General features: G+C 66.8%; 12 protein-coding genes and 1 tRNA gene. 11 read left to right on the plus strand and 2 right to left on the minus strand.

Annotated features, from left to right (window positions below):
* Window positions 1-150 precede the first annotated feature (150 nt).
* The 5 genes from ACIG5A_RS30430 (at window position 151) to ACIG5A_RS30450 (ending at window position 4,523) form a co-directional block, all read left to right on the plus strand.
* On the plus strand, window positions 151-840 hold the full coding sequence (locus tag ACIG5A_RS30430) for a lytic transglycosylase domain-containing protein (protein WP_397246263.1): 690 nt from the start codon (window positions 151-153) through the stop codon (window positions 838-840).
* Between the two features lie 161 nt (window positions 841-1,001).
* Window positions 1,002-2,291, plus strand: a complete 1,290-nt coding sequence (gene eno, locus ACIG5A_RS30435) for a phosphopyruvate hydratase (protein ID WP_397246265.1) — start codon at window positions 1,002-1,004, stop codon at window positions 2,289-2,291.
* Window positions 2,292-2,383: 92 nt separating this feature from the next.
* Window positions 2,384-3,049, plus strand: coding sequence for a septum formation initiator family protein (locus tag ACIG5A_RS30440; protein WP_397246268.1), 666 nt, complete (start codon window positions 2,384-2,386; stop codon window positions 3,047-3,049).
* The gene (locus ACIG5A_RS30445) at window positions 3,046-3,573 is read left to right on the plus strand and encodes a DUF501 domain-containing protein (RefSeq protein ID WP_397246270.1); all 528 of its coding nucleotides are present in this window, start codon (window positions 3,046-3,048) and stop codon (window positions 3,571-3,573) included. Before ACIG5A_RS30440 ends, ACIG5A_RS30445 begins: the two co-directional genes overlap by 4 nt.
* Before the next feature lie 2 nt (window positions 3,574-3,575).
* A complete protein-coding gene (locus ACIG5A_RS30450; RefSeq protein ID WP_397246272.1) occupies window positions 3,576-4,523 on the plus strand; it encodes an exopolyphosphatase in 948 nt (315 codons plus the stop codon).
* Between the two features lies 1 nt (window position 4,524).
* Here ACIG5A_RS30450 and ACIG5A_RS30455 read toward each other — a convergent pair whose 3' ends face one another.
* Window positions 4,525-5,415 carry a neutral zinc metallopeptidase gene (locus tag ACIG5A_RS30455; protein WP_397246275.1) on the minus strand — a complete coding sequence of 297 codons (891 nt, stop codon included), beginning with the start codon at window positions 5,413-5,415 and terminating at the stop codon, window positions 4,525-4,527.
* Between the two features lie 81 nt (window positions 5,416-5,496).
* Window positions 5,497-6,333, minus strand: a complete 837-nt coding sequence (locus ACIG5A_RS30460; RefSeq protein WP_397246278.1) for a neutral zinc metallopeptidase — start codon at window positions 6,331-6,333, stop codon at window positions 5,497-5,499.
* A gap of 265 nt (window positions 6,334-6,598) precedes the next feature.
* Here ACIG5A_RS30460 and ACIG5A_RS30465 point away from each other — a divergent pair, with 265 nt between their 5' ends.
* From ACIG5A_RS30465 to ACIG5A_RS30490, 6 genes are all read left to right on the plus strand, one after another.
* Complete coding sequence (locus ACIG5A_RS30465) at window positions 6,599-8,062, plus strand: peptide MFS transporter (protein WP_397246281.1); 1,464 nt, start codon at window positions 6,599-6,601, stop codon at window positions 8,060-8,062.
* Between the two features lie 30 nt (window positions 8,063-8,092).
* Window positions 8,093-9,568, plus strand: a complete 1,476-nt coding sequence (locus ACIG5A_RS30470) for an amino acid permease (protein WP_397246283.1) — start codon at window positions 8,093-8,095, stop codon at window positions 9,566-9,568.
* A gap of 11 nt (window positions 9,569-9,579) precedes the next feature.
* Window positions 9,580-10,137, plus strand: a complete 558-nt coding sequence (locus ACIG5A_RS30475; protein ID WP_397246285.1) for a hypothetical protein — start codon at window positions 9,580-9,582, stop codon at window positions 10,135-10,137.
* 131 nt (window positions 10,138-10,268) lie between these two features.
* Window positions 10,269-10,342 (plus strand) — tRNA-Leu (locus ACIG5A_RS30480).
* Between the two features lie 204 nt (window positions 10,343-10,546).
* Entirely contained in the window at window positions 10,547-11,065 is a 519-nt protein-coding gene (locus tag ACIG5A_RS30485; protein WP_397246288.1) for an SUKH-4 family immunity protein, read from the plus strand.
* 30 nt (window positions 11,066-11,095) lie between these two features.
* The gene (locus ACIG5A_RS30490; protein WP_397246291.1) at window positions 11,096-13,282 is read left to right on the plus strand and encodes a hypothetical protein; all 2,187 of its coding nucleotides are present in this window, start codon (window positions 11,096-11,098) and stop codon (window positions 13,280-13,282) included.
* Window positions 13,283-13,312 lie beyond the last annotated feature (30 nt).

The raw sequence follows: 13,312 nt of genomic DNA on the forward strand, positions 1-13,312 counted from the left end.
CTGGGGACAACTGGCGGCGTACCGAATGACCGGCAGACAGTGTCACTCTGTGAGCTCTAAGGTCGCCGTAAGGCGGATCTGGATGATGGAGGGGTGCGATTGACGAGGATCGGTGGGGGACTGGGGTGGGGTGCCGGTCTGATAGCCACGATGGTGACGGCCCTGCTCCTCTCGGGCTGCGCGACGGAGAATCTTCCGCCCATCCCCGACGGTATTCCGCCTGGGCCGGGCACTCCGGTGCCGGTCATCGACATCGATGCGCCCGGCCGCACCGCCGCACAGCTGCGTGAGTGGGCCGATAACCAATCCGACGCGTTGAACATCAACTCGACCGCGCTACAGGCCTACGGCTATGCCGCCGCGGTGATGGCCAGGTCGAAGCCGGATTGCGGGATCGCGTGGACCACCATCGCCGGTATCGCCAGCGTGGAGAGCAAGCACGGCACGTTCCGTGGCGCCAGGGTCGGCGCGGACGGCACCGTCCGCCCGCCCATCATCGGTATCCCGCTCGACGGTTCGCCCGGTGTCGCGCTGGTCAAGGACACCGACGGCGGCAAGCTCGACGGTGACCCGGTCAACGATCGCGCGCTCGGCCCGCTGCAGTTCATCCCGGAGACCTGGAAACGCTGGGGCGTCGACGCCAACGGCGACGGCGTGATCGATCCGCAGAACATCGACGACGCCGCGCTCACCGCCGCCCGCTACCTCTGCGCGAGCGGTGGCGATCTCACCTCGCAGCACGGCTGGCAGCGTGCGTTGCTGACCTATAACCAATCCAACAGCTACTTGCTCACGGTGCGGAACAGGGCCGCCGCGTACAGCGTCGGCCGCAGAGCCTGACTGCCGGGCAGTCGGCAGAAAATACAGGGGTGGCCTGCCCGGTCGGGCGGCTGTTCGTCGGAGTGCCGGTTACCAGGCTCGGCGCACGGACGCTAGGCTCGCAGGCGCACGGCTCATCCCGTCAGACCTACCGTGCCAGCAGCCGAAGGAGTGTCGTTTTCGTGGCCATCATCGAACAGGTCGGAGCGCGCGAGATCCTGGATTCTCGCGGCAACCCCACTGTCGAGGTCGAGATCGCCCTCGACGACGGCACCCTGACCCGGGCGGCCGTGCCCTCCGGTGCGTCCACCGGTGAGCACGAGGCCGTCGAACTCCGCGACGGTGGCGAGCGCTACGGCGGCAAGGGTGTGCAGAAGGCCGTCGAGGGTGTGCTCGACGAGATCGCGCCGGCCGTCATCGGCCTGGACGCGGTCGAGCAGCGCACCGTCGACCAGGTCCTGCTCGACCTGGACGGCACCCCGGACAAGTCGCGCCTCGGCGCCAACGCCCTGCTCGGTGTTTCGCTGGCCGTGGCACGCGCCGCCGCCGAGTCCTCGGGCCTGGAGCTGTTCCGCTACCTCGGCGGCCCGAACGCGCATGTGCTTCCGGTGCCGATGATGAACATCCTCAACGGTGGCGCGCACGCCGACACCAGTGTCGACGTGCAGGAATTCATGATCGCCCCGATCGGCGCGCCCACTTTCAAGGAGTCGCTGCGCTGGGGCACCGAGGTGTACCACGCGCTGAAGGCCGAGCTGAAGAGCAAGGGCCTGTCCACCGGTCTCGGTGACGAGGGCGGTTTCGCTCCCGATCTGGCCGGCGGCACCCGTGAGGCGCTCGACCTGATCGGTCAGGCGATCGCCAAGACCGGTCTGCGTCTCGGCACCGATGTCGCGCTCGCGCTCGATGTCGCGGCCACCGAGTTCTACACCGCGGGCAGCGGTTACAAGTTCGAGGGCACCGTGCGCACGGCCGAGGAGATGGCGGCGTTCTACGGCGAGCTGCTCGGCGCGTACCCGCTGGTCTCCATCGAGGATCCGCTGTCGGAGGACGACTGGGACGGCTGGGTCGCGCTGACCGACCTGATCGGCGACAAGGTGCAGCTGGTCGGCGACGACCTGTTCGTCACCAACCCGGAGCGCCTGGAAGAGGGCATCGCCAAGGGCGCGGCCAACGCGCTGCTGGTGAAGGTCAACCAGATCGGCACGCTCACCGAGACGCTGGACGCCGTGGAGCTCGCGCACCGCAACGGCTACAAGACGATGATGAGCCACCGTTCCGGCGAGACGGAGGACACCACCATCGCCGACCTCGCGGTCGCGGTCGGCAGCGGCCAGATCAAGACCGGCGCCCCGGCGCGCAGCGAGCGGGTGGCCAAGTACAACCAGCTGCTGCGCATCGAGGACGCACTGGGCGATTCCGCCCGCTATGCCGGGGATGTCGCGTTCCCGCGGTTCGCGTTCGAGGGCTGAATCCGCGATGCGAGCTCAGGGCCCGGAGGCGGCAGCCCGTGTAACCACGAAGGGCCCAGGGAGCATCGCAAATAGATACAGCAAGGTGTGACATGACGGAGCGACGTGCGCGTGGGAGCAAGCCGACAGGGCGTGGCGACCGCCGCACGTCGCGAACCGCCAGGTCACGACCGGCCGATACCGCGGCGCGGCCCGCGGCGGCCAAGCGGACCGCGCGCAGGCGCGGTGAGCCCGCCGAGAAGAAGGCCGAGCCGCGCAAGATCGAACCCCGTGCCGCGCGGGCGGATTCGGATCGGCACGAGCGAACCATCCTCGGCATGTCGACCGGCCGCGCGGTGGTGCTCGCCATCGTGGTGTGCGCGCTCGCGCTGACCCTCGCGGTGCCGACGCGCACCTACTTCACTCAGCGTGCCGAGGCCAAGCAGCTCGCGCAGCAGCGCGTCGAGCTGGAGGCCGATCTCGCCCGGTTGCGCGATCGTCGTGCGCAGCAACGGGATCCGGCCAACACCAAGGCCGAGGCGCGCGAACGGCTGCGGCTGGTGATGCCGGGCGAGACGCCCTACATCGTGCAGGTACCGGGTATCGAGGCGCCCGCGCCGCCGCCGGCGCCCACCCGATCGAAGGCGCCCGACCCTTGGTACACCGAGGTGTGGCGCACCATCTCCGAACCACAGCAGACCCCGGGGGCCGCTCCGGCGCCGCCCGCCGGACCGCCGCCGCCCGTGCCACCCCCGCCAGGACCGGAAGGACCCAGGTGACCGAACCCACCGCCCGCGATCTCGAGATCATCGCCGCCCAGCTCGGCCGGGAACCGCGCGGCGTACTCGCCGTCGCCTACCGCACGCCGGACGGCCTGCCCGCGGTGGTGAAGACGGCGCCGCGACTGCCCGACGGCACCCCGTTCCCGACGCTGTACTACCTGACCGATCCGCGGCTCACCGCCGAGGCGAGCAGGCAGGAATCCGCGGGCGTGATGCGCGAGATGACCGAACGACTGGCCACCGACCCGGCATTGGCCGCGGCCTACCGCGCCGCGCACGAGAGCTACCTGGCCGAGCGCAACGAGATCGAATCGCTCGGCACGGATTTCACCGGCGGCGGGATGCCGGAGCGGGTCAAGTGCCTGCACGTGCTGATCGCGCACGCGCTGGCCAAGGGGCCCGGCGTCAATCCGTTCGGTGACGAGGCGGTGGCGCTCGCGGCCGATAATGGATTGCGTGGCACCGCGATTCCGGCGGACTGGCCGAAGTACGAGCGCGAACTACCTGCGGACGGGGCGTAAAAATGAGTGATCGGGTTGCGGCAGTCGACTGCGGTACCAATTCCATCCGGCTCTTGATCGCCGATGTGCAACCCGACGGCACACTCACCGACGTGCATCGCGAGATGCGCATCGTGCGGCTCGGTCAGGGCGTCGACGCGACCGGGTCGCTTGCGCCGGAGGCCATCGAGCGCACCAGGGCTGCGCTCACCGATTACGTCGACCTGATGCGCAAGGCCGAGGTCACCAGGGTGCGCATGGTGGCGACCTCCGCCACCCGCGACGCGTCCAACCGGGAAGACTTCTTCGCCATGGCCCGCGCCGAGCTCGGGCGCGTTGTGCCCGGCGCGGAGGCCGAGGTGATCACCGGCGACGAGGAGGCCAGGCTGTCGTTCACCGGCGCGGTCGGCGAATTGCCCAGCGCACAGGGCCCTTTCGTGGTCGTCGATCTCGGCGGCGGTTCCACCGAGCTGGTTTTCGGCGACAGTGACGGCGTCCATGCCGCGTTCTCCGCCGATATCGGCTGCGTCCGGATCACCGAGCGCTGCCTGCCGGGCAACCCGCCGACCGCCGAGCAGGTCACGGCGGCACGGGAATTCGCGACGGAACGGCTGTACGAGGCGTTCGCGCGCGTCCCCGTCGACGGCGCGCACACCTGGGTCGGCGTGGCGGGCACCATGACCACGATCGCCGCCATCGCCCTCGATCTGCCCGAATACGATTCGGACCGTGTGCATCTGACCAGGCTGACCCTGGATCAGCTACGCGCCGTCTGCGATCGCCTGATCGGCATGAACCACGACGAACGCGCCGCACTCGGCCCCATGCATCCCGGCCGGGTCGACGTGATCGGCGGCGGCGCCGTCATCACCGAGGTGCTCGCCGACGAATTATCCCGCCGCGCGGGCATTTCCGAACTCGTCGTCAGCGAACACGACATCCTCGACGGCATCGCCCTGTCCATCGCCTGACTCACTCCACCTCGCTCGGTGGGGCGGTCCAGGTGTTGCAGGAGGACGTGGAGGCGCTGTGGTAGCCCGCTTCGGACCAGCGCAGGCTGCTCGCGGCGGTGCCGTGGATGCGTTCCTCGGCGACCATTTCCTGCACCGCGATCATGTAGTCGGCTTCCCTCGGTGACACCGTGCCGCCGAGTTTCGCTGCCGCGGTGGCCACTCCGCCCAGGCACTGGGCTTGCTGTTCGGCGCGGCGGCTGGTCCGCAGGCCGGATTCCGAATCCCAGCCGGTGACGGACTTGTCCAGATCGGCGCGGCGTTCGATGCCGGTGAGCTCCTGGACGTGATGGCCGTACTCGTGCATGACCACGAACAGGGTGTGTGCGCGGTATGCCTCGCGTGCCGTCCAGTTCCCGCGGTCCGGTATCCAGACGCCGCCACGCCCCTCGGTGGGCCAGAAGATCGATCCCGCGCAGTAGAACGCCTGAGAATCGGTGGGCTGCACCTGCTCTCCCGCGCAGTCGAGCAAGCCGAGCCGGTCGATGATCCGCAGCGCGGGCCGCTCGGCTCCTGCCCACGCGGTGAGCGCACCCGCCGCGCGCAGGACCGGCAGCCAGCTGTCGTTGAGGCAGTCGATGGCGGCCTGGACGAATCGCTGCTGACTTGCCGCGTTCGAATCCACCTGCGGCAGTTCACAGTGCATCGGCGGCAGCCGTATATCGCGGTGCAGCGGATTGTCTTCGAGCGTCGGCTCCGGCAGGGTTTCCGGTGCGGCCGCGGCGGCCTGCGTGGTCGTCGGGCTCGCGGCGGGCTTGGGTAGCCGCCCTCGGTCGCATCCGGCCACCACCAGCGCGGTGAGCAGGACGACCAGCGGCAGGCACGCCGATCGGCGCGTGCGCGGAGATTTCACCTGTGTCCCCCACAGATCAAGTTTCGAAAGTCGTACGAGTGCCAGCATTCCCGATGGGACCGACACGAATGACGGTGGGTGTCAGTCGACTTCGGCGGGCGCCGCCGCCCAGGTATTGCAGGCCGCGGTGGAGTTGCCGCGGTAGCCGGCCTCGGTCCAGCGCTTGCTGTTCGCGCCCGTGCCGTGGCTGTCGGTACCTGCGATCTTCGACTGCATCGCGATCAGCTGTTTCGCCGCCCACGAGGCCAGTACGCCACCCTGTTCGGCGGCGGACAGTGTCATGCCGGCGAGGCACTGGGCCTGCATTTCCATCCGCCTGCTGGTCTGCATGGCCTGCGCCGATTTCGCGCCCGCGGTGTTCGCCCGCAGCGCGGTGCGCTCGATGCCGGTGAAAAGCTGGATGTGGTGCCCGTATTCGTGCATCACCACGAACAGCAGATACCGGTCGAGCAGCCCGGGCGGCCAGCCCTGGTGGTAGGCGTCCTCGGTGGGCCAGTACACCGTGCCGTCGCAATAGAAGGCAGGGTCGGTGGCCGAGATCTCCTTACCGCAGCTCGTCGTCGGCTTGTCGACGATCGCGAGCCGCACCGGCGACACGGCGATGCCGTCCGCGCCGAGCGCGCTGGTCCAGAGCTTTTCCACACAGGTGAGCGCTGCGCCGACGAAGCGACGCTGGCCTTCGGTGTCCATCGCGGCCTGCGGCAGTTGGCAGCGCAGGGGCGACAATCGATACCCGGAGTGCAGCACGTTGCGCGCGACGTCCTGCTGCGGTGCGCGCGTCTGTTCGGTGCTGATTGTCGATGTTCGTGCCGCGGTCAACCGTGGTCCGGCGCATCCGGCGAGCACACTCGAAACGAGGAGCACCACCAGAGCGAACAGTCGCAGGTGCCGCACTCGAACGGAGTGCTGTGCATTCACTGATGTTCCTCATCCAACTCGACGCGCACTCTATCGAGCCGTCGCTGGGGACGCACATCGAGCGATCACGGGAAATCCGCGCGAATCTGGCGAATCACCTCCGTAACCCCAGTGTTGCGCGGTACCCTGCAAGGTTCCATTTAGAAGTATTACCGATGAGAGTCGGTCCGAATAAGCCGATTAAGGCTGGCTTCAGCGGCATTTCGCACCCGCGATTCGGTATGGATGCCGATGAATTGCTATCGTCCGTGCAATGTCCCAAAGTATGTCCGAAGACACAGTGAACGAGCCGATCCCAGGGCGGACGGTCTTCGGACATCCCATCGGATTGGTCAACCTGTTCGGTGTCGAGCTGTGGGAGCGGTTCTCGTTCTACGGCATGGTCACGATCCTCGGTTACTACCTGTACTACTCGGTCACCGACGGCGGCCTCGGCCTGGAGAAGAGCACCGGCGTCGGCATCGTCGGCGCCTACGGCGGCCTGGTCTACCTGTCCACGGTGCTCGGCGGGCTGATCGCCGACCGGGTGCTCGGCATGGAGCGCACCGTGTTCTACGGCGGTGTGGTCGTGATGGCCGGGCATATCGCGCTCGCGCTGCTGCAGGGACTGACCGGGGTCGGCGTCGGCCTGGTGCTGGTGGCCTTCGGCAGCGGCGCCCTCAAGGCCAACGCGTCCTCGCTGCTCGGCACGCTCTACCCCAAGGGCGACGCGCGCGTCGACGGCGGCTTCACCCTCTTCTACCTCGGCATCAACCTCGGCGCGTTCCTCGGCCCGCTGCTGACCGGCCTGCTGCAGACCAGGATCGGCTTCCACTACGGCTTCGGCGCGGCCGCCATCGGCATGGCGATCGGCCTGACCCAGTACGTGATCTTCCGGCGCAATCTCGGCGACGCGGGCAAGCACGTGCCGAACCCGTTGACGCGCGGGGAAGTGCGCCCGGTGATCGCCGCGGTCGTCGTCGTGGTGCTCGCGGTGGCGGCGGCCTGGGCGACCGGCCTGCTGACCCTGGACAACCTCGCCGACGTGACCACCGGTGTCATCGTGGTCGCCTCGATGATCTACTTCGTCGTGATGCTCACCAGCGCCAAGGTCAGCACCGTCGAACGCAGCAGGGTGCGCGCGTTCATCCCGCTGTTCATCGCCAACGCGGTGTTCTGGTCGCTGTTCCAGCAGATGTTCACCATGCTCGCGGTGTACTCCGACGAGCGGATCAACTGGACCATCTTCGGCTGGACCGCGCCGTCGAACTGGATCAGCTCGGTCGAGCCGGTGTGGATCATCACGCTCTCGCCGCTGTTCGCGATCATGTGGACCAAGCTCGGTCAGCGCGCGCCGAGCACGCCGCGCAAGTTCGCGCTCGGCGTGATGGGCATGGGCGCGGCCTTCTGGTTGTTCGTGCCGTTCGCGAGCGGCGAGGGCAAATCCACCCCGGTGCTCGCGGTGCTCGCGATCATGGCCGGGTTCGCGGTGTCGGAGCTGCTGTTGTCGCCGATCGGGCTCGCGGTCACCACGCAGCTCGCGCCGGAGGCATTCCGCGCGCAGATGATGGCGCTGTATTTCTTCTCGATCGGCATCGGCACCTCGATGTCCGGTGTGCTCGCCCGCTTCTACGCCGCCGACCACGAATTCGCCTACTTCGGGATCTCAGGCCTCGCGGCTATCGTGGTCGGGCTGATCGTGCTCGGCATCGCGCCCTGGGTGAGCAGGCATATGCAGGGCGTTCACTAGCGCGAGCACGAAGGAACAGAAGGAGAGAGTGTGGCCATTCGAGGGTCAGCCAGCCGGAGCGGGCTATTCCGCACCAAGTCGATCGAGCAATCGATCCGGGACACCGACGAACCGGATTCGAAGCTGCGCAAGGACCTCACCGCCTGGGACCTCACCGTCTTCGGTGTCGCGGTGGTCATCGGCGCCGGTATCTTCACCCTCACCGCGCGGACCGCGGGCAACGTCGCCGGGCCCTCGGTATCGCTGGCCTTCGTCTTCGCCGCCGTCGCCTGCGGGCTGACCGCGCTGTGCTACGCCGAATTCGCCTCCACCGTCCCCGTGGCGGGCAGCGCGTACACGTTCTCCTACGCGACCTTCGGTGAACTCGTCGCGTGGATCATCGGCTGGGACCTCGTGCTGGAATTCGCCCTCGCGGTCTCGGTGGTGGCCAAGGGCTGGTCGCAGTACCTCGGCGAGGTGATCGGGCATACGCCGATCGTGCATCTCGGATCGATCGACTTCGACTGGGGCGCCGTCGCTCTCATCGCGGTCCTCGGCCTGCTGCTGGCCACCGGCACCAAGCTGTCCTCGCGGGTGTCGGCGATCGCGGTCGCGATCAAGCTGGCCGTGATCGCGCTGGTGCTCGTCGTCGGTATCAGCTACTTCGATTCGAAGAATCTGACGCCCTACGTTCCGCCGTCCCAGCCCGCCGAGGAGGGCGACGGCCTGCGGCAGTCGCTGTTCTCCTTCCTGACCGGCGCGGGCCACAGCAGCTTCGGCTGGTACGGGCTGCTGGCCGCCGCCAGTCTGGTGTTCTTCGCGTTCATCGGATTCGACGTGGTGGCCACCGCGGCCGAGGAGACCAAGAACCCGCAGAAGGCGGTGCCGCGCGGCATCCTCGGCTCGCTCGTCATCGTCACCGTGCTGTACGTGGCGGTCTCGCTGGTGCTCACCGGCATGGTGCCCTACACCGCGCTATCCGGCGATCACGCCACGCTCGCCACCGCTTTCGCGCTGCACGGCGCCACCTGGGCGAAGAACATCATCTCCATCGGCGCGCTCGCCGGGCTCACCACCGTCGTCATGGTGATGTACCTGGGGCAGACCCGGGTGCTGTTCGCGATGTCGCGCGACGGACTGCTGCCGCGCAAGCTCGCGCACACCGGCAAGAACGGCACCCCGGTGCGGATCACCGTCATCGTCGGCATCGTCTGCGCGGTGCTCGCCGGTTTCGTCGACTTCGGCACGCTGGAGGAGATGGTCAACATCGGCACGCTGTTCGCCTTCGTGCTCGTCTCGATCGGTGTGCTGATCCTGCGGCGCACGAGGCCGGATCTGCCGCGCGGGTTCCGCGTTCCGCTCGTGCCGCTCATCCCGGTGCTCGCGGTGCTGTCCTGCCTGTGGCTGATGCTCAATCTCTCGGTGGAGACCTGGCTGCGGTTCGTGGTCTGGATGGCGCTGGGTCTGCTGGTGTACTTTGCCTACGGCCAGCGGCATTCGCTGCTGCGGACATCGGCTTCGGAATAGAGGTTGCCGTAATGCGTCACCACTGGTTACGACGCATTACCGGGCGGCGCGCGACACCCGTTCGCGCGCCGGCCACACCCGATGACACCGGCACCGATCTCGTGCTCGCGTGGATCGGCGACGTCACGGCCGGGCTGGCGAATCCGCCGCCCGGCCCGCCCGAATCGGCCGCCGCCCGCAGCTGCGACGGACTGTTCACCGCCGCGGCCCTGTCGGCCGTGCTGATCGAAAAGGTCGATCCGCGACCCGAATACCGGATCGCCAACCGGTACTGCCTCGCCGCCGCCATCGAGTTCATGAAGGCGCTCGGCGAAGAAACCCTGCGTCGCTACCGCATTCGCGCCGCCACCCCCGTCGGCTGGGAACGCATGACCGCCGACCTCGACGAACGCGCTATCGCCGCCAAAATGATCCAGCTCGGCGAGGCATTACAACTGACCCTCTGCGCCGTCACCATCGACGCCACCCTCACCACCGACATCCGCGACGTCGCCGACGATTTCGGCCTCCCCGCCGCCGCGGCCATCGTCGACTCCTTCCAGACGGTGCTCACCCACCCGGATTCCTGACGCCTGGTTTGCCCGGCGCGGCTGCGGGAACGGCGACACCAGTCACAACCCGCGCGACCCGCCGACGCGAGCCCCCGTGATACCCACGGGGATTCCGGTACAGACGTACGAGTCGGTACGCTAGCCCGAGCGCCCCCATAGCCCAATTGGCAGAGGCAGTGGACTTAAAATCCATTCAGTGTCGGTTCGAGTCCGACTGGGGGCACGTACAGCATGGACACAAGTAACGACGTTCGCGGCCTGACCAGGTGGTTTTTCTGCAGCGCTCACGCCCATGGTGCTGCCAGGTGCGTCGACGGTGACGACCGGGCGCGGACTTGTGGTGCGTGGCCTATGGTGAGCAGGAAATGCCAAGCAGCGGAGTGCATCTCACCGTCGCCGACACACTGGGCGGGTAGTATCCAAACGCATGAACCGTGTATCGGCCTGGGGTAGCAAGTGCGATCCCGACGAGATCCGCGAGGTTTGGGGCGGCCAGATCGAACCCGTCGACGGAGGTCTGGTTGGGCCGGGAGTGTCGTCCGGCACGCGTAGGTTTCTCACCGAAGTCGGCCTGCCGACGGTCGAGGCGTACAGCATCGGCTTCGTGCGCGGCGAACGTCTGTCGAGGAGACTGCGGCACGATGATCGCGAGTATCTGGTCATTGCCGAGGAGCGCGATCCCAATTTCGTGTTCGCCGTCGACGTGTTTTCCGACAACGTAGTACACCTCTATCGGCCATCGTCGAAGTACACCCAGTTCTGCAATTCCGACATCGCTGCGTTCACATTCTTTCTCGGCCTGCTGAATCGGGACGTTCTCGGGCTGGATGGAGAAATCATAGAGGACGGCATCATCACCGTCCGCACGGCATTGCGCGAACGCGACCCCGCTGCGCTGGAGACCGGCACACAATGGGATGCCCTGCTCGACGATTTGATCACATAGTAAGTATTAATTCGGGAGGGGATCGCGACGATGACCACGAGGATTCACGGGGCATCGCGCATTGCCCATGTCGTGCTGGTATTGCTCACTGTCCTGATCGCCGTGACACCGCTTCCGGCCTCAGCGCAGCAGTCGGATGCCTACAATCTCGCCGAAACCTATCCCGGCCACCCGATGCACATCCCGGTTCTGATATATCGCCATCGACACCAGACGGACTGGATCGGCAACGTCGCCGCATTCGACTTCATGCACAACGGCAAGCAGATGATCGTGGTGGCCCCAAGTATGCAGAGGGGAAAGAATGCGCCGACGACGGTCGCCATCGACATCCTCTGGTTCGATCCGGCGGCGGGCCAATGGATCGTCGTGGACGTGAACGGGAATCCGTTGACTGCCGACGGAAAGCCGGCCTCCGACTGGCGCACCGAGACGAGACCGACTTTTCTGTGGGATCTGGCGCGGGAAGCCGACCTGCAGGAGGAGATGAAAACCGGTCTGCACTCGGAAAGGATTGCGGCGCTCTTTCTCGACAGAGTAGTGAATGGGGCGAGCGCCACCACAAAGCGAGGGCTGTCGGAGCGAAAGCCATGCACCTCAACGGGAAACAACTGCCTGACTAACCTTGCTGAGGGAAATTGGTTCCCGAATCTGCACGAAATGCTCTACCTGACCGATAAACGCAACCCATTCAAAGACCAGGCCGCCGCTGCTCTCGAGACTCCGGAGAAATTCGCTTCGACCCAGTTGGAGGGGATTCAGAAGGCCTGGGACAAAGCGAGAATGCCGATCGGTCCGGACGCGCGAGCCAGGATAGGCCAACCGGTGTTCGTCACTCCCGACAGCCCGGCCCCCAAGGGCGCGGCCGCGTCCGTTCTCGACCGTGCGGGCCAACCTGGAGGCATCGACTTCTCCACGGTTGAGCTGCACTACCTGGCAGATCGTGGTGACGGTCAGTTGCGATACTCGTTCAATGCGACGTCGGCGACCGTTCCCTCCGATGTCGCTGTGGGACAAACCGCTGCGGTGCAGGCGTCGGACGCCTTCTTCGTCTGGCTGAGCCTGCCGGAATCCGCGTTCTGGGTGAACCTCAATCCCAACGAGCCCGACCGCATCGTCGACAACAAGCTCGGCGCCACAGACGTCGGGCGCATTCTGCTTGTCGCGGATCTGGAGATGAAGAAGGTGGTGGGCCGCCTGATTCACCCTGACACCGATCTCGGCAGGCGGTTCTGGCGTGGTCCGGGCGAACGTGCAAGTTGTATTGACATGCGGCAGTGGATCGTGCCGGCGCCGGCCACAGTCTACGAACGCGATGGGGGCATGTACATCGTCGACGCGCCGCTACAGGTGCAGATGGAGTCCGACTTCCTGCGTAAGCAGGGCATGCCGTCTCAATGCGTCGCTCCTGATGCGCAGATGGAGAGCATGTTCCGCGATCAGGTTCTGCCGAAGGTCCAAGACGCGGTCAACCATGCGCCCGAGTTCACAGAGCTGCGCCGCGTGTACCTCAGCCGGGTGGCCGCGCAATGGTATCGGGAGCGTCATGGACGCGACGGTGCGCTGTCGACCATGATCGACTCGGGTGACGTGTCGGCCTGGCCTGCGCTGCAGCCGTGGTCCTCGCGCGAAGTATTCGACCGATATGTGCAGTCGTACAACAACTTCGAGTTCAATGTGACCAGAGAGATCCCGCAAGGCGATGTCGTCTACACGATGACGTACACCTATGGCGGGGTCGACTTCAGCAAGGTCCCGCTGAACAAGTCGGCGCGGCATGTCCAGGCCGACGTGCCGGGCGTGGTCGACCGATCGTTCGAGCAGGCGGCGACGGATCAGCAGGGCAAGGTGTGGTTCGGCTCGATCAGCCGACCGAACATCCAGCAGACCGAGCTGGGCGGTAGCCCCTGGTGGTACGCGGCGGCGTTCTGGTACGCGGCCGTCGCGCTGCTCCTCGGTGGCTTGTTGCTCGTCTACCTCAGATCGGCCGTTCGCCTCAGGCATCGGAATACCGAATGGCGCCCAGCGGTGTCGACCTGGCAGGCAGCTCCTCGCCCCGAGTCCGGCCTGTCTCGTCCGAGGCCGACCTGGGATACACGCTCGGGTTCGACGTCATCGGATCAAGGCACCAACTCCGGTGCCGGCTCCCGCGCAATACGCAGCACGTGGTCGCAGTCGCCACCGCCGGCGCCGCGAGACTCGGACAGGTCCTGCTGATCGGGACAGTGATATTTGCGGTCTTGCCAA

The organism is Nocardia sp. NPDC052566 (assembly GCF_044547285.1).
Lineage (GTDB): Bacteria > Actinomycetota > Actinomycetes > Mycobacteriales > Mycobacteriaceae > Nocardia.

Bases quoted from the DNA above. Each gene is read 5' to 3' on its own strand.
- ACIG5A_RS30430 (WP_397246263.1), top strand. From the start codon at position 151: ATGGTGACGGCCCTGCTCCTCTCGGGCTGCGCGACGGAGAATCTTCCG.
- ACIG5A_RS30485 (WP_397246288.1), top strand. From the start codon at position 10,547: ATGAACCGTGTATCGGCCTGGGGTAGCAAGTGCGATCCCGACGAGATC.
- ACIG5A_RS30475 (WP_397246285.1), top strand. From the start codon at position 9,580: ATGCGTCACCACTGGTTACGACGCATTACCGGGCGGCGCGCGACACCC.
- ACIG5A_RS30450 (WP_397246272.1), top strand. From the start codon at position 3,576: ATGAGTGATCGGGTTGCGGCAGTCGACTGCGGTACCAATTCCATCCGG.
- ACIG5A_RS30465 (WP_397246281.1), top strand. From the start codon at position 6,599: ATGTCCGAAGACACAGTGAACGAGCCGATCCCAGGGCGGACGGTCTTC.
- ACIG5A_RS30490 (WP_397246291.1), top strand. From the start codon at position 11,096: ATGACCACGAGGATTCACGGGGCATCGCGCATTGCCCATGTCGTGCTG.
- ACIG5A_RS30440 (WP_397246268.1), top strand. From the start codon at position 2,384: ATGACGGAGCGACGTGCGCGTGGGAGCAAGCCGACAGGGCGTGGCGAC.